The sequence below is a fragment of the Caballeronia sp. EK genome (genome assembly GCF_014384845.1).
GTDB lineage: Bacteria > Pseudomonadota > Gammaproteobacteria > Burkholderiales > Burkholderiaceae > Caballeronia > Caballeronia jiangsuensis.
On the sequence record NZ_JACSUE010000001.1, the window covers coordinates 912,527 to 933,037 of the forward strand.

The following is a 20,511-nucleotide window of genomic DNA, read 5'->3' on the forward strand; positions in this document are numbered from 1 at the left end:
TCGGTCTCAGGCGGCCTGGCGCGTCTTCGCCAGTTCCGAATCGAGCGAATAGCTCGACAACATGGTGTCGACGAGACCCGTCGCACGGCGCCAGTCGTAGCTGCGATACGCATGGCCCTTCGTCACGAAGGACGCGCCCGCATAGAACAGCTCATACTGGTTGTGACGCGAGGCGAACTCCGAGCCGACCGCGTCCCACGCGAGCTTGAAGAACTTCACGCGTTCCTCCGCGCTGCAGATGGGCGACTTCTGCGTCTTCTCGATGATGCGTGCGAGGTCCGGGTTCTCGAAGTCGTGCACGCTCGAAGGCAGCATGATCATTCCGCCGCCCGCGAGCTCGCGCAGCGTCGTGAGGATCTTCGAATAGAGCTGTTGCGTGAGCACCTGCGAGCTGTACAGCATGTTGCGGTCGGGCACGTAGTAGCCGTTGACCACGCTGCCTTTCGCTTCCATGCCGTACACATAGGCCTCGACCATCGATGCTTCCGATGCGAGCTGTCCCAGCGTCTCGCGCACTTGCGGAAACGCATTCGTGCCGTTGATTTCCGAAATGCGCAGACCGAGGCCGACGAGAAAGCGCAGCTTCGTCATCAGGCGCACCTGACATTGATAGTTCTGGTAAACGTGCGCGGGCGTCACATGAAACTGCTTCGCGCACATCGCCACATCGCCGGCGACGAAGATACGTTCCCACGGCACCTTGACGTCGTCGAAGTACAGCACTGCGTCGTTCTCGTCGTAGCGGCTCGACAGCGGGTTGTCGAACACGGATTGCGCATGCTCCTCGTACGACTTGCGCGACATCACCTTCATGCCTTTCGCGTTCATCGGAATCGCGAACGACAGCGCGTACATCTCGTCGCCTTCACGCAGCGGCTGAATGCAGCTACAGAAAACTTCGTTCGCCATGATGCCGCTCGTCGCGAGCATCTTCGCGCCACGTACCGTGATGCCTTCCGCGTCCTGATCGACGATGCCGACCGCCAGATACTTGTCCTCCTGCTCATGCGCCGACTTCGACTGATTCGCCTGCGGATTAACGATCACGTAGGTCAGGAAGAGATCGTTGTCGCGGGCGTACTTGTAGTAGTCGCGCAGCGCGCCGGCGCGTGCCGGGTCGTATTGCTCGAACAGATCGATGCCCATGACCATGCCCGAGATGCACGACGCGACGTGATCCGGCGAGCGGCCCATGAAGCCGAAGTGCAGTTCCGTCCAGGCTTCGAGCGCGATGCGCCGTTCGACGAGTTGCTCATAGGAGGTCGGCAGCTCCCAGATGCGGCTCACGCGATTGCCGGAATCGGGCGATACGAACGTCATCTTCTCGACGTTTTCCGGACGCGCCTGGTAGTCGTACAGATTCGCGTAACTGCGAATCGAGTTGCGGAACGCGGGATGCGTGGTGACGTCGCCGACCGCCTTGCCGTCGAGATAGACCTGACGTCCGTCGCGCAATGACGCAATGTGTTGAGTGCCGTTCTTGATCATGATGTTCTCCAGAAATGAGTTCGTCCGCCGTTTCAGGCCGACGCTGCTTGAACGCCGTTGAGCGTGTGATAGCGGCCGCCGAAGAAAATGAGCGGACGTCCTTGCGAGCGTGTTCGATGACGAATCACGCGGCCGACGAAGATCACGTGATCGCCGCCGTCGTATTGCGCGTAGGGCTCGCATTCGAAGGTCGCGAGCGTGTCGGGAAGCAGGACCGGCTCGCGGCACGGGTTCGTGGCGGCATCGCGCCAGCTCCACTTGTCGCCGTTGGCTTTTGCGAAGCGATTCGACATGTCCTGCTGCGATTCTTCGAGCACGTTGACCGCGTAGCTGTTTGCCACGCACAGATCGGCGAGGCTCAGACTGCGGCGGTCCACCGAAAACAGAATCAGCGGCGGATCGAGCGACACCGAATTGAACGATGCGACCGTCATGCCGATCGGCGCGCCCTCATCTCTCGGCGCCGTGATGACCGCGACGCCCGTGGCGAACATGGACAATGCGGACCGGAACTGACGCTGCGTTTCCGGATCGCTGCCCGGCCGTACGATGCTGTCCTTCATCTCGTTCTCCTTCGCGCCGCTGCTCGCGACGCCTTCATCGGACCCAACAAAGCGTTTGTTTTTAGCTTTGTTTCATAGCTTTTATTACATGACAACAGAACGAGCTGTTCAAGCTATCGTTTACCCTCGGCTAAAAAGCTTTGTATGAAAGACAACCCTACTCGATGAATGGGTGTTGGCCCGAAGAAGCGAGCGTCCGGGCTACACTGCGGCCAACTTCCATTACGAGGGAACACGATCAATGACTGCACGTCCCGTCTACATGGACTACAGCGCGACGACGCCGGTCGATCCGCGCGTGGTCGAGAAAATGATTCCGTACCTTTACGAGCGCTTCGGAAATCCCGCTTCGCGCAGCCACGGCTACGGCTGGGAAGCGGAAGAAGCAGTGGAGAATGCGCGCCGGCATGTGGCCGCTCTGCTGCGCGCGGACCCGCGGGAAATCGTCTGGACTTCGGGCGCGACCGAAGGAAACAATCTCGCGATCAAGGGCGCGGCGAACTTCTACAAGGGACGCGGCCGTCACATCGTGACGGTGAAAACCGAGCACAAGGCCGTGCTCGATACGTGCCGGGAACTGGAGCGGCACGGGTTCGACGTCACGTATCTGGAGGTCGGGCACGACGGACTGCTCGACATCGCCGTGTTACGCGCGGCGTTGCGCGCCGATACGGTCCTCGTCTCGGTCATGATGGTCAACAACGAAACCGGCGTGATACAACCGGTTGCTGAAATCGGCGCGATGTGCCGGCAGAAAGGCATCGTGTTTCATTGCGACGCAGTGCAGGCGGCGGGCAAGATCGACATCGACGTCGCTGCGCTCAACGTCGATCTGCTGACGGTGACCGCGCACAAGGTCTATGGCCCGAAAGGCATCGGCGCGCTGTATGTGCGGCGCAGACCGCGCGTGCGCATCGAGGCGCAGATGCACGGCGGCGGACACGAACGCGGCATGCGCTCGGGCACGCTGCCGACGCATCAGATCGTCGGCATGGGCGAGGCGTTTCGGCTCGCGAAGGAAGAGATGGAAACGGAAAGCCGGCGCGTGCGCGCATTGCGCGACCGGCTGCTTGCGGGGCTTCTGGAACTGGATGAAGTCTATGTCAACGGCGATCTGACACAGCGTATCGCGCACAATCTGAACGTCAGCTTCGCGTTTGTCGAAGGCGAGTCGCTCATCATGGGCATCAAGGGTGTCGCGGTGTCGTCGGGATCGGCGTGCACGTCGGCGTCGCTGGAACCGTCATACGTGTTGCGCGCGCTCGGACGCAGCGATGAACTGGCGCACAGCTCGATTCGCTTCACGCTCGGCCGTTTCACGACCGAAACGGAAGTGGACCAGGTGATCCGGCAGGTTCAGGAGACCGTGATCAGGCTGCGCGCGTTGAGCCCGCTGTGGGACATGCATCTCGATGGCGTCGATCCGAACTCGATTCAGTGGGCCGCGCACTAGTCATGCCGTGCGCCGCGCGGTCACGACTTTTCCTGTCGCGCAATCAGATGCGACAGATCGAGCGTCGCGCGGTCGCCATTGGCGACGAGCCTGTCGACGACCGAGCACAGCGCCCTGAATTCGGTCTTCGTCACGCCTTCGAACAGCACGTTGTTGATGTGCTGCTGCGTCGCGGCCAGTTCGCGAAGCAGCTTCACGCCGTTCGATGTGACCGTCAGGCGCATCTTGCGCTTGTCGTGCGGGTCCGAGCGCTTGTCGATATAGCCGAGCTTCTTGAGCTTGCCCGTTTCGATGGTGACGAACGCCCCGCTCAGATGCAGATGGTCCGCGAGCCGGTTCACCGTGACCGACTCGCCGTGCGAGAGATGCGAGACGGAGACGAGCAGCGAATACTGGATGCCGGTCAGGCCGATGATCGTCCCGAAGCCGTCGCGCACGGACAAAAGCCGTGCCGCGAATGGCAGGAGGCCATTGATCAGATGGCGGAATTCCGTGTCTGTCCCGTCGACGAGGCACGCTGGATTGGTAATCGTCAGAGCGGATTCGTCGATCTGTTTCGGCATGACACTCAAACTCCCGTATGCTAATGCAGTTACCTTTTAAAGGTAATTATACGGCAAAGCTTAACAAACGAGATTCAGCCATGAACCCTGCAATTTCGACGTCTTCCGTGCGCTCGCTTCTGGAATGCTATATCCGTGCGAAGGACGAGAACCAGCCTGCGTTGATCTTCGATTGCTTCGCCGGCGATGCCGAGCTGACGTTTTCGATCGCAACCGATGCAATCGACTTTCCCCGCAGCGTGAGCGGCGCATCCTCGATCGCGAAGACGCTCGTCGCCGACTTCGGCGAACGGTTCGACCGGTGCCGTACCTATTACGTCTGCACCGCGCCTGAAACGGATGGAGACGGCATCTGCACGATGCCGTGGCTCGTCGCGATGCGACAGAAGGACAATGAGGCGCTGCGGCTCGGCAAGGGCACGTACAGGTGGCGCATTGCGCGCATGGCCGATGGGTCCGAGAGAATCGCCGGGCTGCATATCGCCATCGATCGCATGGACGTGATCGACGATCCGGGCTCGATGAAGCTGCAGGAGTTACAGGACGCGCTGACATATCCGTGGCTGGCCGAAGCCACGTTGGCGCAGCGCGCGGCATCGCTAATGTCGATGTATCCGGATACTGCCCTTGCTGAAGCTCTGCAGCATCATGTCCGGCAATGACGACAGGCAGCCCTCAACGGTTCACCACATCCGCCGGAACCCAACGCAGAATCATCATCGACGCGATCAGCAGGCAGCCCGATACGACCATCAGCCCGACGGCAAGAGAATGCGTCGTTCCATGCAGCCAGCCAAGCAAAGCCGGCCCGACGAAGCTCGCGAGGTTGCCTGTCGAATTGATCAGCGCGATGCCCGCCGCTGCGCCCGCGCCGCCGAGAAACGACGAAGGCAGCGCCCAGAACATCGGCAGCGATGTGATGATGCTCGCGGTCGCGATGGTGAGGCCGATCATCGCGATCAGCGGTTCGTGGCCGCCGAACGCGCACAGCAGGAAGCCGGGAACCGAGAGCAGCACGGGCACGACCGCATGCCAGCGGCGCTCGCGCATGCGGTCCGAACTGCGTCCCGCGTAGATCATGCCGATGAGCGCGGCAAGATAGGGAATCGTCGCGAGCAGGCCGATCATCAGCGGGTCCTTCACGCCTGAGTTACGGATGATCGTCGGCTGAAAGAAGCCGATCGTGCTGGTGCCCATCACGATGAAAAAGAGGATCGCGCACAGCAGCCAGACGCGGCCGCCCGTGAGGCCGTAGCGAATCGACGTATGCGTGCGTGAGGCCGCATCGGCTGCGATCTCGGCGCTCGCGACGGCGCGTTCGCCGGCATCGAGCCAGCGCGCATCGGCGACCTTGTCGGTCAGAAAGAAGTACACCGCGAGCCCGAGCAACGCGGCGGGCGCGGCTTCCAGAAGAAACAGCCATTGCCACGCGGCCATGCCGTGCCAGCCGTTCATCGCGTGAAGGATGTAGCCGGAGACCGCGCCGCCGATGATGCCCGACACAGGGTTGCCCGCCATCAATATCGCCACCATCCTGCCGCGCCGATGCGCCGGAAACCACTGGCTCAGATAGAGCAGAATGCCCGGCAAAAAGCCGGCTTCGGCGACGCCCAGCAGAAAGCGCAACACGTAGAACTGCGTGGTCGAGTGCGTCCACGCCATCGCCGCGGACATGATCGCCCACGTCACCATGATGCGTCCGATCCAGCGCCGCGCACCCACGCGATGCAGGATCAGATTGCTCGGCACCTCCGCCATGAAATAGCCGATGAAGAAAATGCCCGCGCCGATGCCGTACGCCGCATCGCTGAAACCGAGATCGTTCAGCATCGTCAGCTTGGCGAAGCCGACGTTCACGCGATCGAGGTACGCCACCACGTAGCAGATGAACAGCAACGGCATGAAGCGCCACGCGATCTTGCGAAAGACGGCATCGCCCGAGCGCGCGTTTTCTGCGGGCAGCGTGCCCGCGTTCAGGTCCAGATCCATTTTCGTGTCTCCTTGGTCGGCTCTGTCGGCCATGATCGTGTCGGATGTTCGCGTTCAGGCGCCGGTAAATCGCGCCGGACGACGTTCGATGAAATGCGCCACGCCTTCCGTGAAATCCTCGCTCTGGATGCTGTAGAACATCTCGCGATTCGCCAGCTTGACGGCTTCGCCGAGCGTCTGAAACGGCGCCTCGCCAAGCTGCTGCTTCATGATGCGGATCGAGCGCGGCGAGACGTTCGTCGCGAGATCGTCGGCGTAGGCGATCACTTCGGCAAGCAGATCGTCGTGCGGGATGATGCGCTCGATAAGACGCATTGCGAGCGCTTCGTCCGCGCTCACCTTGCGCGCGGAATAGAGCATGTCGGCCGCGTGTCCCGGCCCGACAACGCGCGGCAGCATCCACGCGATGCCATGCTCGGCGATCAATCCGCGCTTCGCGAACGCCGTCGAGAAAATGGCCTTGTCGCTGGCGAAACGGACATCGCTGTAGAGCGCGAACACGAGGCCGAGCCCGGCGGCCGCGCCGTTGATCGCGCTGATGACCGGCTTCTTTACGCCCATGAAATACGAATAGCGGCTTTGAAAATCGGCGCGGCGGTTCATGTCGTAGGGGCGCATCCATTCGGCCGCGCGAATGTCTTCGGGCGGCAGGACTTCGAGTTCGGCGATATCCATGCCCGCGCAGAACGCGCGCCCGTTGCCCGTCAACACGATGGCACGCACGGCGTCGTTCCGGTCGAGCGTATCGAAGGCCTCGCGCAATTGCGCTTCCATCACCTTGGTCAATGCATTCATCTTGTCCGGACGATTGAACGATACGACCGCGACCTGCTCACGCGCGCCCGCGCGGGTGATTTCGATTTGCTGATCCATCTTCGTATTCTCCTGAATCATGTCATTGCGCGAGCTGAATGGCGCGAAGCTCGACGAATTCCTCGATGCCGAACGCGCCGCCTTCGCGTCCGGTGCCCGACGCCCCGAAGCCGCCGAACGGCGCGAGCGCGTTGAACGGCGCGCCGTTGATATCGATCTGGCCTGCCCGCATGCGTCGCGCGACGCGTTGCGCATGTTCCGCCGATGCGCTCCATACCGCGCCCGCGAGTCCGTACGCCGTGCCGTTGGCGAGCGCGACGGCTTCGTCTTCGGTCGAATACGTCTGCACCGCGAGCACCGGACCGAAGACTTCTTCCTGCGCGAGTTCCGCGCCGATCGGCACGCGGCCGAAGATCGCCGGCGCGACGAAATAGCCTCGCGGCGGAACATCCGGTTTCACGTCGATGGCGATATCGTCATGGCCTGCCTGTTCGGCGCGCGCGATATACGCCTGCACCCGCCGCCGATGATCCGCCGAGACGAGCGGCCCGATGCGCGAATCGGCATCGCGCGGATCGCCGACGCGCAGCTTCGCGACACCTTGCCGAAGCTGCTCGCGATACGCCGCATACTGCGCTTCGGGCACGATGAGCCGAGTGATCGCGCTGCATGTCTGCCCCGAGTTGAGCATGCACGAGGACAGCGCATGCTTCACCACCATCGCCTGATCCGCGTCCGGCAGCGCGATACTCGCCGACTTGCCGCCGAGTTCGAGCGCCACGCGCTTGAGTTCCGCACCGGCGGTCGCCGCGATCTGTTTGCCGGCCACCGTCGATCCCGTGAACGAGACCATGTCGATGCCCGGATGCGCGACGAGCGCTGCTCCGGTCGCGCGATCGCCGTGGACGATGTTCAGCACGCCGCGCGGCAGGCGCGCGTCGAGCACGGCTTCGCACAATGCGCCGACGACGCCCGGCGCCAGTTCCGACGGCTTCAGCACCACGCAGCAACCAGCGGCGAGCGCGGCCGCCAGCTTCGCCGTGATCTGATGCAGCGGATAATTCCACGGCGTGATCGCGGCGACGACACCGGCCGGTTCCTTCGTGATCACCGAATGCGCGACGCGCATTTGCGCGAGCGCATCCGCAACCAGCGACGCCGCCGCGCGCCACGCCGCGATGGGCGCCTGCACCTGGATGCGCCGCGCGAGCTTGAGCGGCATGCCGACTTCGGCGACGACGGCGTCGGCCATGCGATCGGAACGGGCTTCGAGCGCATCGGCGATGGCGCGCAGATAGCTCGCGCGTTCATCGACGGACGTATTCGCCCAGTGTGGAAAAGCCCTGCGCGCCGCAACGACTGCGGCATCGACTTCCGACGCGCTGCCATGCGCGACGCTCGCAATCGGCGCTTCCGTCGTGGAATCGTGGATGGTCGTCGTGGCCGCGCTCGTTGCGGTGCGCATGTCGCCATCGATCAGATGCTGGTTGTAGTGGATCATGTCGTCGAACTCCTGAGAAACGCGCGCATGGCCACCTGCGGCTCGCCGTGCGCATAGCATTCGGTTTGCGCTTCGATGCCCGCGGCGCACGCTGCATCGAAGCCGGGCTGCGTCATCGCGCGCAAGCGTTGTTTGGAAAGCCTGATCGCGTGGGGCGGAAGTCTTGCGAGTTTCGTCGCGCGTTCGAGCGATACGCCGAGCACGCTCGATTGCTCCGCGAGTTCCGTGACGAGGCCGATTTCATACGCGCGCCGCGCATCGATCAGATCGCCGGACAGCGACATCTGCACGTTGTGCGTCATGCCGACATGCAGCGTCATCAAATACGATCCGACGATGCTGGCCAGCCCCGCCTTCACCTCGGGTTGCCCGATACGCGCGTTCATCGCCGCGATGCGCCAGTCCGCGCACAGCGCGATCTGAAATCCCGCGCCGGCCGCGACGCCGTTCAAAGCGGCGATGCACGGCTTGTCGAGATCGCGCACCGCCTGATACATCGCGCGCTGATTGTCGAGCCACGCAGGAATGCGCGCGATATCGACGCACGCGGCTTCTTCGAGATCCTGACCCGCGCAGAACGCGCGCTCGCCCGCGCCGGTCAGCACGATCGCTCGCACCGCCGCGTCGCCGTTCAGACGCGCGAGCGTGTCGATCAGCGATGCGCGCAGCGCCTGATTCACCGCATTGAGTTTCGCAGGGCGATTCAGCGTGACGAGCGCAACGCCGTCGTGAATATCGCAAAGGACTTCGCTCATGCGCGCTCTCCGAATTGAACGACCGCATCCACGACGACGACACCTTCGCCGCGCGCCATCACCATGACGGGATTCATGTCGACGGACACGAGCGACGTGCGATAGGCGATCGCGAAATCGCCGAGCGCGACGGCGGCATGCGCGAGCGCGTCGGCATCGAGCGCGGGCTGTCCGCGATAGCCATCGATCAGCGGCGCGATACGCAGACGGCGCATGGCCGCGAGCGCGTCATCCGCGGTGAACGGCGCGAGCAGCGACGCGACATCGCCGCGCACTTCGACGAGCGTGCCGCCCTCGCCGATCACGACAATCGGACCGAGCAACGGATCGACCGTCACGCCGAGCATGAATTCGTGCAGCCCGCGCGCCATGCGTGCAACGACGACGCGCGGCGCGCCGACATCGAGCGACTTCAGACGTGCAAGGCACGCAGCGGCGGCCGCACGCACATCGCCCGCGCCGACGCCGATGTGCACGAGGCCGTGCTCGCTCTTGTGCGGAATCTCGGCAGCGCAGCCTTTCACGACGACTCTTTCGCCGAACGTGTTCGCGAGCGCCTCGGCTTCGTCCGCGTCCGCGCACACCGCGTGATCGACGACCGGCACGCCGTAGCGTTGCAGCAGGCTCAGGCTCGCGGCTTCATCGAGCAGGCCGTGCGGCACGTCCGCTTCGGCGGGCGGCAGCGCAAACGCCGGCGGCGCACCGCGCATGCGCTCGCTGCGCGCGTACTGCCAGAGCGCGTTAATCGCATCGGTTTCGCCGATGTAAGTCGGCACGCCGCACGCGTCGAACTCGGCACGGACCGAGCGCTGCGGCGCGGTGACGACGAGCGGCTTGCGATGCGTCGCCATGAAACGCGCCGCCGTGCGCGCAAGCTCGGGCACGTCGTAGCCCGGACCGGCGACCGGCACGCCGATCGCGAACATGTCGGCTTGCGGATCGTTGCCGAGCACGTCGAGCACTTGCGAGAACAGCGCGCCGTTGCCGAGCAGCGAGGCGGTCAGATCGAGCGGATTGCCCGCCGTCGCGAAGCCGGGAAGGATCCGCGTGAGCGCGTCGATCGTCGCCGCCGACAAGCCCGCGAGCGGCAAGCCCACGCGCTCGGCCGCATCCGCGCACAGCACGCCGACCGCGCCGCTGTGGCTCATCACGACCGTGCGGCCTTCGCGCACCGGAAAGCCGCGCACGAACAACGAGGCCGCGTTCACGAGTTCGTGGACGTCGCGGGCGCGCACGATGCCGTGTCTGTCGAGAAACGCATCGAGCGCGGCGTCGAGACCCGCGAGCGCGCCCGTATGCGACGCCGCAGCAGCCGCGCCCAGCGTGCTGCTGCCGCCCTTGAGCAGCACGACGTGCGCGCCCCGCTGCCGTGCGATGCGCGCGGCTTCGGCGAGCATCGCGGGCTGCGACAACGATTCGACGTACACGAGAATCAGCCGGATCGATTCATCCGATGCCACGCTCATCGCCAGATCGGATACGCCGAGATCAGCGTCGTTGCCCGTGGCCGCGAGATAGCGCACGCCGAGGCCGCGCTCGCGCAACAGCACATAAGGCATCACGCTTGCCGCGCCGCTCTGGCTCACGATGGCGATCGGCCCGTCCTGCGGCTCGACTTCCATGAACATCGTGCTGAAGTTGAGCACCGCGCCGCTCGCGAAATTCGCGATGCCCTGCGCGTTCGGCCCGACGATGCGCATGCCGGCCGCGCGGGCGTAGCGCACGAGTTCGTCTTGCAACGCCCGGCCGTCCTCGCCGGTTTCCGCGAATCCCGACGCCATGACGATCGCGACGCGCACGCCCATGTCCGCGCACGCACGGATCGCGGCGCTGGCGGCATCGCCCGACACCGCGACGATCGCCGCCTCGGGCACTTCCGGCAGATCGGCGAGGCTCGCGAAGCACGGCAGACCCTGCACCTCGGCGCGCTGCGGATTGACCGGCAGGATGCGCCCGCCGAACCCGTAGCGGCGCATGTAATGGATCGGGCGCCCGCCGACCTTGTTCGGATTGTCCGACGCACCGATGACCGCCACCGATGCCGGATTCCACAACGCCGCCGCCGGCGCGTGAAGGATGTCGTTTCGTCTCGTAAGCATGTCGTTTTCGTCGATCAGGATTGCATGATCGACAGGCTACGTGCGCCGGACGCCATCAGGAAGTGTTAGATTGGCTATATCAGATATCGACTTTTGTGAAACCATGAATCTCAAGCAGCTCGAGACTTTCCTGGTCGTGGCCGAACTCGGCTCGATCTCGCGGGCGGCGCAGGCGCTGGGCGTCGCGCAGTCGCTCGTCAGCCGCAATCTCACGCAACTGGAGGAAGAATGGGGCGACCGGCTGTTCGAGCGCACGGGCCGCGGCGTGATGCTCACGGAGTTCGGCCGGCGCGTGCAGCCGGAAGTCGCGCTGCTGCTGAATCAGGCGGAGCGTCTGGAAGTGGCGGTCAAGGAATCGGCGGGCGCGCTGTCGGGCACGGTGCATATCGGCCTGCTGCCGTCGCTCGCGCCGCAATTGCTGCCGCTCCTGTTCGCAGACATCAGCGAGAAAGCGCCCGCCGTGAAACTGCATGTCGCGGAAGGATTCAGCGGCACGCTCGACGAGCAGCTCGGCAATGGCCGGTTCGACATGATCGTCGTCAACCGGTATGGCCCGGCGCAAGGGCGGCACGAGGACGTGCTCGGCATCGTCGATACGTTTCTCGTCGGCGATCCGCGGCACGACCTTTTTCGAAATCAGACGATCGCCTTCAGGAAGCTCGCCGGCTTGCGGCTCGTGCTTCCTGCCGCGCCGAACGGTTTGCGCGCGATGCTCGACCACGTCGCGCGCGAGAGCGGCACGTCGCTGAACATCGTGATGGAAGTCGATACGCTCATCGCAATGAAAGAGGTCGCGGCCAGCGGCGGCGCATTCACCATTCTTCCCGAACTGGCGGTGCGTGAAGAGCAGAGAACCGGCCGTCTCGCTGCGGCGCGCATCGAGCGCCCGGCCATCAAGCGGACGATCGCGCTCGGCTTCACCCGGCAGCGCCCGCTTTCGAAAGCAGCGCGCTTCGTCGGCGCGCGCCTGCGCGAACTGGCAACCGGGCTACTGGCGGGGTAATGCGCTCAAGTCGGGAAGGTCCCGGCTCCTGCGCCGCTGCGCCGTTCAGGCATCGAACGCATCGACCGGGCCGATGAAGTCCATCTTCACGAGATCGACGCCATTCGCACGCAGAATCGCGTAAGCCATTGAAACGTGGAAGTAGATGTTCGGAATCACGATTTGCAGCAGATAGTTTTCTCCGGTCAGCTTGCCGGGCACCCACGATACCTTCACGACCTGATTCGCCGCGTCCGCGTAACGCCCGATCGCCACGCTTTCGACGAAGGCGATCGTCTTGCGGATTCGCGCACGCGCTTCTTCGAGCGTTCGTTCGTCATCTTCATGTCGCGGAGGCTGTTGTCCCGACAGCCACGCTGCTCCACCCTTGAGATAATCGCAGGCGCTTTGTATCTGATAGAGCAACGGGGCCATGTCGGGGGCGAGCCGCGTCGACAGCAGAATGGCGGCATCGAACTTCTTCGCGCTCGCGAAGCGTTCGGCCTTGTCGAGATACGTTTCCATCGTTCTGACTGCTTCCACGCATTGCGCGATAGCCTGTGCGTACATTGTCGATCTCCAGAGAAACATGCGTTCGGCTTCAAGCCTTCGCAAGCCACTTCCCCTACAATACTGCGACCTTATTCCACGTGAGCGAATGCGGTGGACCGACTAGAAGCCATGGAAATGCTGGTGACCGCGGTGGACGGGGGAAGCCTGTCGGCGGCGGCTCGCGAACTGAAGATTCCTGTCAGCACGCTCACCCGCAAGGTCGCCGATCTCGAAGAGATGCTCGGAAGCCGGTTGCTCATCCGCACCACGCGCAAGCTCACGTTGACCGATGCGGGCATGGCATATGTCGCGGCGGCGCGGCGCATCCTCGAACTCGTGCGCGAACAGGAACACGAAGCCACGGGCGAATTTGCGACCGCAAGAGGCGAACTGGTCGTCACGGCGCCCGTGCAGCTCGGCCGCCTGCATGTGCTACCGGTCATCAACCAGTTCCTCGCGCAGTACCCGGACATCACCGTTCGACTCCTTCTCTCCGACCGGAACATCGACCTCATCGATTCTCACGCCGATCTCGCCGTGCGTATCGGCGAATTGCCGGACAGCAATATGATCGCCACGCGCGTCGGCGCATTGCGGCCGATCGTGTGCGCGAGTCCCGCCTTTCTCGCAACACACACGCCGCCGCGCGAGCCCGACGAACTCGTGAAGTATTCGTGCATCGTCTTCAATAGCCCGTACCTGTCGCCGTGGCGCTTCCGGCTGCCCGCAACGCATAAGGTCTACGTGCTGGAAGTGAAGCCCCGCCTCGAAGTCACGTCACCCGATGCCGCCGTCAGCGCCGCAGCGGCCGACACGGGCATCACCTACGTGTTCGAACACGACGCCGATGAAGCGCTCCGCAGCGGACAGATCGAAGTACTGCTATCGCAGTTCGAAATCGATCCCGTGCCCGTCCATCTGGTTCACGTGTCCAGGAACCTCATGGCCATCAAACTGCGGCATTTCATCGACTTTGCCGTGCCCCGGCTCAGGGAATCCCTGTCGCGATTCGGCAAGCAGAAGCGGCGCTGAGTTTCAGGCGCGAACCGTCACGATTCCTCGCCCCGCTCGCCAAGCACCCGATCATTGCGATTCTCGATGACATCCCGCGTCTTCTTCGTCGCGCCGGGACCGGCGGCGAAGCGAACGTCCCGATAGCTCAGCGCCTCTCTGCCCGGTCCGCGAACCTCCACGGTCTCGACGCGCTTTCCGCTCGAATGTTCCACCAGTTCGATAGGCGGCTTGCCGTTCGGCCTGAGCCATTTATCGCCCCATTGCATGAGCGCGACCAGCACCGGATATAAGTCCGATCCTTTCGACGTCAGCCGGTAGCCGAACGTATTCGCGCGTTCCGCGATCGGGAAGCGTTCGAGAATCCCCAGCTCGATCAAGCGTTCGAGCCGCGCCGTCAGAACATTGCGCGCGATGCCGAGCCCGCTCTGGAACTCGTCGAAGCGGCTGCTGCCCTGCGTGCACTCGCGCACGATCAGCAGCGTCCACCACTCGCCGACCTCGTCGAGGGCGCGGGCGATCGAGCAATCCATTTCGTCGAAGCGTTTTCTATACATGATGGCGCCCATCCTAACCCAAGTTTCATGACGCAACTTAACCATTCCGCGGGGAACAGCTTCCCGGTTTCGGCCAGTACCGTGCCGCAACGGTCTTGCCTATAGTTGCGTCACGAAACTTATCCGGCAGTCATCGACGGGAAGTTGCCCGATGCCGCTGCCTCCTTCAGATCGCTATCGCTGTCGCTCTGGATACGCCTCGACATCCCCTAGCCATCAAACACACTTAGGATTGCCATGGATAATCAAATTGATCAGGCCGAGATGGGAGTCGATGCTCCGGACGTCGCGGCGAACTCCGGTCCGGTTCGATGGATCGGTAAAGGCGTGGCCGGCCTGATGATCGTCGCCGTGGCTGCGACGGCGTTCCATCTGCACGGGTCCGGCGCCGCGCCGGCTGCCGCGCCACCGCCGCCGTCGGTGACGATAAGCGCGCCGTTGCAGCGCGATATCGAAGGCCGGCTCGGGTTTCTCGGCCAGTTTTCAGCCGTGAATCGCGTCGAACTGCGTGCGCAGGTGGGCGGCACGCTGACGCAGATCTACTTCAAGGACGGCGACATCGTTCATCAGGGCGATCCGCTCTTCGAGATCGACCCGGAACCGTATCGGATCAAGCTGAGCGGAGCGACGGCCGAACTCGAATCCGCCAATGCGCGGCTCGCGCTCGCGACGCGCCAGCTCGCCCGCGCGCAGGAACTGCAACGCGCGGAAGCGGGAACCGTCGAGAACGTCGATCAGCGCGTGGCCGAACAGCGCGCGGCGCAGGCGGCGGTGGACAACGCGAACGCGCTGGTGCGCGACGCACGCTTCGATCTGGATCGGTGCAGGATCGCGGCGCCGTTCACCGGGCGTATCGGCACGCATCTCGTGTCGAAGGGCAATCTGGTGTCCGGCAGCCGCGCCGGCAGCGGGCCGACGACACTGCTCGCCACCATCGTTTCACTCGATCCGATCTACCTGGATTTCGACATCAGCGAAAACGACTACGCCGCGTTCCAGCGTTCGCGCGGCAGCCGGCAAGGACCGCTGGCCGATGCCGTGAACATTTCGCCCACCGGCGACAGCGGCTTCGCGCGCGTCGGCACGCTCGATTTCATCGACAACACGCTCGACCGTTCGAGCGGGACGATCCATGCGCGCGCGACGATCTCGAATCGCGATCTGTCGTTGACGCCCGGTGGCTTCGCTCGCGTTCGCCTCGCCACGACCGCGCCGCAACCGGCGCTGCTCGTGCCCGATGCCGCCGTGCTCGACGATCAGACGGACCACATCGTGTATGTCGTCGATGCGGACGACGTTGCCAAGCCGAGAAAAGTACAGATCGGCGATCTTCGCGGCGGGCTACGGGTGATCCGCTCCGGGCTTGCGCCGACCGACCGCGTCGTGATCGACGGCATTCCGTCCGTTCATCCCGGTTCGAAGATTTCGCCACGCGCGGGAAACATCGAGTTCTCGGCGGAGCAAGTGGCCGAAGGAGCCAAATCATGAAGCTGACTCACTTCTTCATCGAGCATCCGCGCTTTGCCGCGGTGCTCAACATATTCGTCCTGCTCATCGGTCTCGCGACCATGATCAAGCTGCCGGTGGCTCAGTATCCGAACATCGTCCCGACGACGATTCAAATCACGACTTCGTATCCCGGCGCATCGGCGGATACGATCGCGCGCACGGTCGCCACGCCGCTCGAGCAGTCCATCAACGGCGTCGAGAACATGGATTACATCTCGAGCCAGTCGACGAGCAATGGTCAATTGACGATCACGGTGATCTTCAAGGTCGGCACGAATCCGGACACTGCCCTTCTGCTCACGCGCAGCCGTGTTGAAGACACGCTCTCGCGCCTGCCCGCCGACGTGCAATTGCAGGGCGTGCAGGTGAAGAAAACGATTCAGGCGCTGCTGCTCGGCGTTCATGTCTATTCGCCGGACGGTTCGCGAAGTCCCGAGTATCTGTCGAACTATATGCTCAAGGTTCGCGACCAGATTGCGCGCTTGCCCGGCGTGTCGGACTTCCAGTTGTTCGGCGAGCGGCAGTACGCGATGCGCATCTGGATCGATCCCGACAAGGCCGCTTCATATCGCATCAGCGCGGGCGAGATCCTCGCCGCGCTTCGCGCGCAGAACGCGGCCGTATCGGCGGGCGTGCTCAATCAGCCGCCGGTATCGAACAGCGGCACGGGCGCCTATCAGATCAACATCGAGGCGCTGGGCCGTCTCAGCACCGCCGAGCAGTTCGGCGACGTAATCGTGAAGTCGGATGCGCAAGGACGCGTCACGCGGATTCGCGATATCGGCCGCGTCGAACTCGGCTCGGTGGACTACGGCTCGAAGGCGTATGCCGACCGCTATGCGGCCACGCCGTGGTTCGTGATCGCGACGCCGGACGCGAACGTCGTGCAGGTCGAGCATGACGTCTGGGCCAAGATGGCCGAGCTGAAAAAGAGCTTTCCTCCCGGCGTCGACTACATCAGGATCTACGATCCGACCACGTTCGTCTCCCAATCGATCCACGAAGTCGCCAAGACGATCGGCATCGCGATTCTGCTGGTGGTCGGCGTCGTCTATCTGTTCCTGCAGAACTGGCGCGCGACGATCATTCCCGTGGTCACGATCCCGGTGTCGCTGGTCGGGACGTTCGCCATCCTGTCGATGTTCGGCGCGTCGATCAACAATCTCTCCTTGTTCGGACTGGTGCTGGCCGTCGGGATCGTCGTGGACGATGCGATCGTGGTGGTCGAGAACGTGGAGCGCAACATGGCGCTCGGCATGACGCCACGCGAAGCCGCGCATCGGACGATGAACGAAGTCTCGACCGCCATCATCGCCATCGCGCTGACCTTGTGCGCGGTGTTCGGGCCGACCGCGTTGATGTCCGGCATTTCCGGCCTGTTCTTCAAGCAGTTCGCGATCACCATCGCGGCGTCCACCGTCATTTCGTGCTTCGTGTCGCTTACGCTGAGCCCGGCTCTCTGTGCCGTGCTGCTCAAGCCGCACGAGATGGAGAAGTCGCACGGCGGTTCGACCGCGCTGGGCCGCCTGCATCATGCCGTATTCGGCCGCTTCAACGCGTCGTTCGAATGGCTGTCGTCCCGATACGGAAAGATCACGGGCCGCGCGGTGCGCGCGACGACCGTGATGCTGATCGTCTATGCCGGCCTCATCGCGGCGACCGGCCTGCAAATGTCGAGAATGCCTACGGGGTTCATTCCGGAACAGGACATCGGCTATCAGGCGGTGATCGCGTTCCTTCCGCCCGGCTCCAGTCTGGAGCGCACCGACAAGGTGATTCGCGAGATCAACGATATCGTGCTCGACGCACCCGGACTCAAGGGCGTCACACACACGTCGCCCGTGTCCGGCTTCGACGTTACGACCGGCACCATCGCGCCGAATGTGGGAACGCTCTTCTACGGCTTGCCTTCGCTGTACGGCAAGCATGTGCCCGGAGTCAGCGCGGCCTCGATGCTGGTCGAACTCCGCAAGCGCGTCGCCGGGGTCAAGGACGCGGTCGTCGTGGTGGTGAATCCGCCGCCGGTGCAAGGGCTCGGCGCGGCGGGCGGCTTCAAGCTGATGCTCGAAGATCGCGGCGGACTCGGCCCGCAGGCGCTCGCCGACGCGGCGCACGCGCTCGTGGCTGCGGCCAACAAGGACAAGACCTTCGGCGGCGTGTTCACGCTCTATAACGCCGGCGCGCCGTCGGTCTATGCGGACGTCGACCGCCTCAAGGCGGAAAAGATCGGACTCACGCCAACGGACGTGTTTTCGACGATGGAGCTGTACCTCGGCTCGCAGTACGTGAACGACTTCAACTTCATGGGACGCACGTATCAGGTGCGCGTTCAGGGCGATGAAGCCTTCCGCCGCACGCCGGAAGACATCGGACGGCTCAAGGTGCGCAACGCGTCGGGCGACATGGTGCCGATCAGCAGCGTGGCGACGTTCCGCAACGACACGCAGCCGTATCGCGTGCCGCGCTACAACCTGTATCCCGCGGCGGAAATCATGGGCGCGGCAGGCCCGGGCTCCTCGTCGGGCGATGCGATCGAACGCATGGAACAGCTCGCCCAGCAGGTGTTGCCGAACGGCATCACATACGAATGGACCGACCTGGCTCATCAGCAGAAAGAGCAGACCATGTCGCCGCTCGTGATCTTCGCCGCTTCCGCGCTGTTCGTGTTCCTCGTGCTGGCTGCGCAGTACGAAAGCTGGAAGACGCCGCTCGCGATCGTACTGATCGTGCCGATGTGTCTGCTCGCGGCATCGATCGGGCTGAATGTGCGCGGCATGCCGATCGACATTCTTGCGCAGATCGGTTTCGTGGTGCTCGTGGGACTGGCGGCCAAGAACGCGATTCTGATCGTGGAGTTCGCCAAGCAGCGTCAGGAAGAAGACGGCGTCGGCGCGGAGGACGCCGCCACGCACGCGGCTCACGTCCGGTTGCGGCCGATCCTGATGACGTCGTTCGCCTTTATCGCCGGCGTGGCGCCGCTTGCCATCGCCGACGGCGCGGGCTCGGAGATGCGGCAGTCGCTCGGAACGACGGTCTTCTTCGGCATGCTCGGCGTGACGCTCTTCGGCCTCGCCTTCACACCGGCGTTTTATGCGTTCGTGCGCAAGCTCGGCATTCGCGGCACGCGTGCCTTGCCGCGCAAACTCAATAGCGGAGAAGTGAAATGAACTCGCTCCTGGCCAGGACTTCGAAAGCGATCGCGGGCAGTCTGTTCGTCAGCGCGTTTCTCGCGGCGTGCGCAGTCGGACCGAACTACGTCGAACCCGAAACGCACATGACGCCGTTTCATAACGCGCAGGTCGTCGCCGAGCGGCCAACTACGCTGCCCGCGCCGAGTCTCGACAACTGGTGGACCGGCTTCAACGATCCGGAACTGGTCGAAGTCGTGCAACGCGCGCTCGCTCAGAACCTGAGCATTCAGGCCGCGATAGCGCGCGTCGCCCAGTCGCGAGCGGCGGCGCAGGCGGCCGGTGCGCAGTTGCTTCCGACCGTCGATGCCAACGCGTCGTTCTCGGCGCAGCACCAGAGCGTGCAGAGTCCGCTCGGCACGCTTGCGAGTGCGTTTCCGAACTACAGCCGCGATCAGAAGGAGTATGTCGCGGGCGCGACGGCAAGCTGGGAAATCGATCTGGCGGGCGGCCTGCGACGCGCGCACGCGGCAGCCACGGACGAAGAACAGGCCGCCGAAGCCGCTCAACTCGGCACGCGCGTCTCGGTCGCGGCCGACGCCGCCGACGCCTATCTGCAAATCCGGGGTCTGCAGGCGCGGCTCGCCGTCACGCAGGATCAGGTGGACACGGACGCCCGTCTGCTGGCGCTCGTGAAAGCGCGCAAGCAGGCCGGCGCGTCCGATGAACGCGAGGTGGCTCAGGCCGAAGCGTTGTTGCGTCAGGCGCGCGCGACCGTGCCGAGCCTGCGGATATCGCTCGAAGCGCAGTTGAATCGGCTCGATGTGCTGTTGGGCGCGCAGCCCGGCACCTATGCGGCGGAACTCGGCGCGCACGCCAGCGCCATTCCCGACGCGCCGGCGATCGGCAGCGCCGATACCCCGCTCGATGTCCTGCGGCGCCGCCCCGACATCATCGCGGCAGAGCGGCATCTGGCGGCATCGAACGAAGGGATCGGCGTGGCGCTTGCCGAGTATTACCCGAAGATTTCGCTCGCCGGCGCGCTGGGATTCGACAGCACTTCAGCCAGTCATCTTCTGAGCGCGAAGGCGTTCCAGCCGATCGGCACGGGCGCGCTGCGCTGGCGTCTGTTCGATTTCGGCAAGGTGGACGCCGAAGTGAAAAGCGCGCGCGGCGCATACGCGGAGGCGCTGGCGCAGTATCGCGAGGCGGCGCTCAAGGCGACCGAAGACGTCGAGGACGCGTTCATGACGCTCTCGCAAACGGAGCTTCGCGCACAGGAGATTCAGCAGGAAGTCGATGCCTTGACGCGAACGCGAGACTTATCGGAGAAAGCGTATCGCGCGGGTTCGATCACGCTCACCGATGTGCTCGACGCCGACCGGCAACTGCTCGCATCGCGCGACGATCTCGACGCAACGAAGGCGGACGTTGCACGCGCCGCGGTGAGAACCTTCCGCGCGCTCGGCGGCGGATGGGAAGCGCCGCAGCAACAGATGGCCGCGAAGAACTAGCCCGGCTTTTCGCCCCTTCGCACGGCGTCGGAAA

At 64.0% G+C, this 20,511-nt stretch carries 17 protein-coding genes; 7 read left to right on the top strand and 10 right to left on the bottom strand.

All coding sequences use genetic code 11. The features are described 5' to 3' along the window. Window positions 1-6 precede the first annotated feature (6 nt). Window positions 7-1,488, bottom strand: a complete 1,482-nt coding sequence (locus IAG25_RS03855; protein ID WP_035498998.1) for a 4-hydroxyphenylacetate 3-hydroxylase family protein — start codon at window positions 1,486-1,488, stop codon at window positions 7-9. Between the two features lie 32 nt (window positions 1,489-1,520). Then, window positions 1,521-2,051 carry a flavin reductase family protein gene (locus tag IAG25_RS03860; protein WP_035498999.1) on the bottom strand — a complete coding sequence of 177 codons (531 nt, stop codon included), beginning with the start codon at window positions 2,049-2,051 and terminating at the stop codon, window positions 1,521-1,523. Window positions 2,052-2,292: 241 nt separating this feature from the next. Between IAG25_RS03860 and IAG25_RS03865 the strand changes: the two genes are divergently transcribed. Then, window positions 2,293-3,504, top strand: a complete 1,212-nt coding sequence (locus IAG25_RS03865) for an IscS subfamily cysteine desulfurase (RefSeq protein ID WP_187603592.1) — start codon at window positions 2,293-2,295, stop codon at window positions 3,502-3,504. A gap of 20 nt (window positions 3,505-3,524) precedes the next feature. Here IAG25_RS03865 and IAG25_RS03870 read toward each other — a convergent pair whose 3' ends face one another. After that, the gene (locus IAG25_RS03870) at window positions 3,525-4,067 is read right to left on the bottom strand and encodes a MarR family winged helix-turn-helix transcriptional regulator (protein WP_187603593.1); all 543 of its coding nucleotides are present in this window, start codon (window positions 4,065-4,067) and stop codon (window positions 3,525-3,527) included. An 80-nt stretch (window positions 4,068-4,147) separates the two neighbouring features. On the opposite strand from IAG25_RS03870, the gene IAG25_RS03875 reads away from it, so the two are divergent. Next, the gene (locus tag IAG25_RS03875; RefSeq protein ID WP_187603594.1) at window positions 4,148-4,729 is read left to right on the top strand and encodes a hypothetical protein; all 582 of its coding nucleotides are present in this window, start codon (window positions 4,148-4,150) and stop codon (window positions 4,727-4,729) included. 13 nt (window positions 4,730-4,742) lie between these two features. Here the strand turns inward: IAG25_RS03875 and IAG25_RS03880 are convergent, their stop codons facing one another. From IAG25_RS03880 to IAG25_RS03900, 5 genes are read right to left on the bottom strand one after another with little or no spacing between them, the layout of a single operon-like run. Further along, window positions 4,743-6,056 carry an MFS transporter gene (locus IAG25_RS03880; protein WP_187603595.1) on the bottom strand — a complete coding sequence of 438 codons (1,314 nt, stop codon included), beginning with the start codon at window positions 6,054-6,056 and terminating at the stop codon, window positions 4,743-4,745. A 54-nt stretch (window positions 6,057-6,110) separates the two neighbouring features. Continuing rightward, window positions 6,111-6,929, bottom strand: a complete 819-nt coding sequence (locus tag IAG25_RS03885) for an enoyl-CoA hydratase (RefSeq protein ID WP_187603596.1) — start codon at window positions 6,927-6,929, stop codon at window positions 6,111-6,113. Between the two features lie 22 nt (window positions 6,930-6,951). Further along, a complete protein-coding gene (locus IAG25_RS03890; RefSeq protein WP_187603597.1) occupies window positions 6,952-8,370 on the bottom strand; it encodes an aldehyde dehydrogenase family protein in 1,419 nt (472 codons plus the stop codon). Then, entirely contained in the window at window positions 8,367-9,125 is a 759-nt protein-coding gene (locus tag IAG25_RS03895) for an enoyl-CoA hydratase/isomerase family protein (protein ID WP_187603598.1), read from the bottom strand. Before IAG25_RS03895 ends, IAG25_RS03890 begins: the two co-directional genes overlap by 4 nt. Beyond that, the gene (locus tag IAG25_RS03900; RefSeq protein WP_187603599.1) at window positions 9,122-11,224 is read right to left on the bottom strand and encodes an acetate--CoA ligase family protein; all 2,103 of its coding nucleotides are present in this window, start codon (window positions 11,222-11,224) and stop codon (window positions 9,122-9,124) included. The genes IAG25_RS03895 and IAG25_RS03900 overlap by 4 nt, the downstream gene beginning before the upstream one ends. A gap of 103 nt (window positions 11,225-11,327) precedes the next feature. On the opposite strand from IAG25_RS03900, the gene IAG25_RS03905 reads away from it, so the two are divergent. Next, the gene (locus IAG25_RS03905; RefSeq protein ID WP_187603600.1) at window positions 11,328-12,227 is read left to right on the top strand and encodes a LysR family transcriptional regulator; all 900 of its coding nucleotides are present in this window, start codon (window positions 11,328-11,330) and stop codon (window positions 12,225-12,227) included. Between the two features lie 45 nt (window positions 12,228-12,272). On the opposite strand, the gene IAG25_RS03910 is transcribed toward IAG25_RS03905, so the two are convergent. Further along, window positions 12,273-12,776 carry a DUF1993 domain-containing protein gene (locus IAG25_RS03910; RefSeq protein ID WP_187603601.1) on the bottom strand — a complete coding sequence of 168 codons (504 nt, stop codon included), beginning with the start codon at window positions 12,774-12,776 and terminating at the stop codon, window positions 12,273-12,275. Window positions 12,777-12,887: 111 nt separating this feature from the next. On the opposite strand from IAG25_RS03910, the gene IAG25_RS03915 reads away from it, so the two are divergent. Further along, window positions 12,888-13,790, top strand: a complete 903-nt coding sequence (locus tag IAG25_RS03915; RefSeq protein ID WP_255503496.1) for a LysR family transcriptional regulator — start codon at window positions 12,888-12,890, stop codon at window positions 13,788-13,790. 17 nt (window positions 13,791-13,807) lie between these two features. On the opposite strand, the gene IAG25_RS03920 is transcribed toward IAG25_RS03915, so the two are convergent. After that, window positions 13,808-14,326: a winged helix-turn-helix transcriptional regulator gene (locus IAG25_RS03920; RefSeq protein WP_187603603.1), complete on the bottom strand. Its 519-nt coding sequence runs from the start codon at window positions 14,324-14,326 to the stop codon at window positions 13,808-13,810. 237 nt (window positions 14,327-14,563) lie between these two features. On the opposite strand from IAG25_RS03920, the gene IAG25_RS03925 reads away from it, so the two are divergent. Genes IAG25_RS03925 through IAG25_RS03935 form a run of 3 tightly spaced genes read left to right on the top strand, consistent with a single transcriptional unit; the run spans window position 14,564 to window position 20,477 of the window. Then, on the top strand, window positions 14,564-15,814 hold the full coding sequence (locus IAG25_RS03925) for an efflux RND transporter periplasmic adaptor subunit (protein ID WP_187603604.1): 1,251 nt from the start codon (window positions 14,564-14,566) through the stop codon (window positions 15,812-15,814). Next, the gene (locus tag IAG25_RS03930) at window positions 15,811-19,002 is read left to right on the top strand and encodes an efflux RND transporter permease subunit (RefSeq protein ID WP_187603605.1); all 3,192 of its coding nucleotides are present in this window, start codon (window positions 15,811-15,813) and stop codon (window positions 19,000-19,002) included. The genes IAG25_RS03925 and IAG25_RS03930 overlap by 4 nt, the downstream gene beginning before the upstream one ends. Next, window positions 18,999-20,477 carry an efflux transporter outer membrane subunit gene (locus IAG25_RS03935; RefSeq protein ID WP_187603606.1) on the top strand — a complete coding sequence of 493 codons (1,479 nt, stop codon included), beginning with the start codon at window positions 18,999-19,001 and terminating at the stop codon, window positions 20,475-20,477. Before IAG25_RS03930 ends, IAG25_RS03935 begins: the two co-directional genes overlap by 4 nt. Window positions 20,478-20,511: the final 34 nt, after the last annotated feature.

Coding starts and splice junctions, on each gene's coding strand:
- IAG25_RS03875 (WP_187603594.1), top strand. CDS start 4,148: ATGAACCCTGCAATTTCGACGTCTTCCGTGCGCTCGCTTCTGGAATGC.
- IAG25_RS03895 (WP_187603598.1), bottom strand. CDS start 9,125: ATGAGCGAAGTCCTTTGCGATATTCACGACGGCGTTGCGCTCGTCACG.
- IAG25_RS03860 (WP_035498999.1), bottom strand. CDS start 2,051: ATGAAGGACAGCATCGTACGGCCGGGCAGCGATCCGGAAACGCAGCGT.
- IAG25_RS03900 (WP_187603599.1), bottom strand. CDS start 11,224: ATGCTTACGAGACGAAACGACATCCTTCACGCGCCGGCGGCGGCGTTG.
- IAG25_RS03920 (WP_187603603.1), bottom strand. CDS start 14,326: ATGTATAGAAAACGCTTCGACGAAATGGATTGCTCGATCGCCCGCGCC.
- IAG25_RS03925 (WP_187603604.1), top strand. CDS start 14,564: ATGGATAATCAAATTGATCAGGCCGAGATGGGAGTCGATGCTCCGGAC.
- IAG25_RS03870 (WP_187603593.1), bottom strand. CDS start 4,067: ATGCCGAAACAGATCGACGAATCCGCTCTGACGATTACCAATCCAGCG.
- IAG25_RS03885 (WP_187603596.1), bottom strand. CDS start 6,929: ATGGATCAGCAAATCGAAATCACCCGCGCGGGCGCGCGTGAGCAGGTC.
- IAG25_RS03905 (WP_187603600.1), top strand. CDS start 11,328: ATGAATCTCAAGCAGCTCGAGACTTTCCTGGTCGTGGCCGAACTCGGC.
- IAG25_RS03915 (WP_255503496.1), top strand. CDS start 12,888: ATGGAAATGCTGGTGACCGCGGTGGACGGGGGAAGCCTGTCGGCGGCG.
- IAG25_RS03855 (WP_035498998.1), bottom strand. CDS start 1,488: ATGATCAAGAACGGCACTCAACACATTGCGTCATTGCGCGACGGACGT.
- IAG25_RS03880 (WP_187603595.1), bottom strand. CDS start 6,056: ATGGATCTGGACCTGAACGCGGGCACGCTGCCCGCAGAAAACGCGCGC.
- IAG25_RS03910 (WP_187603601.1), bottom strand. CDS start 12,776: ATGTACGCACAGGCTATCGCGCAATGCGTGGAAGCAGTCAGAACGATG.
- IAG25_RS03865 (WP_187603592.1), top strand. CDS start 2,293: ATGACTGCACGTCCCGTCTACATGGACTACAGCGCGACGACGCCGGTC.
- IAG25_RS03890 (WP_187603597.1), bottom strand. CDS start 8,370: ATGATCCACTACAACCAGCATCTGATCGATGGCGACATGCGCACCGCA.
- IAG25_RS03935 (WP_187603606.1), top strand. CDS start 18,999: ATGAACTCGCTCCTGGCCAGGACTTCGAAAGCGATCGCGGGCAGTCTG.
- IAG25_RS03930 (WP_187603605.1), top strand. CDS start 15,811: ATGAAGCTGACTCACTTCTTCATCGAGCATCCGCGCTTTGCCGCGGTG.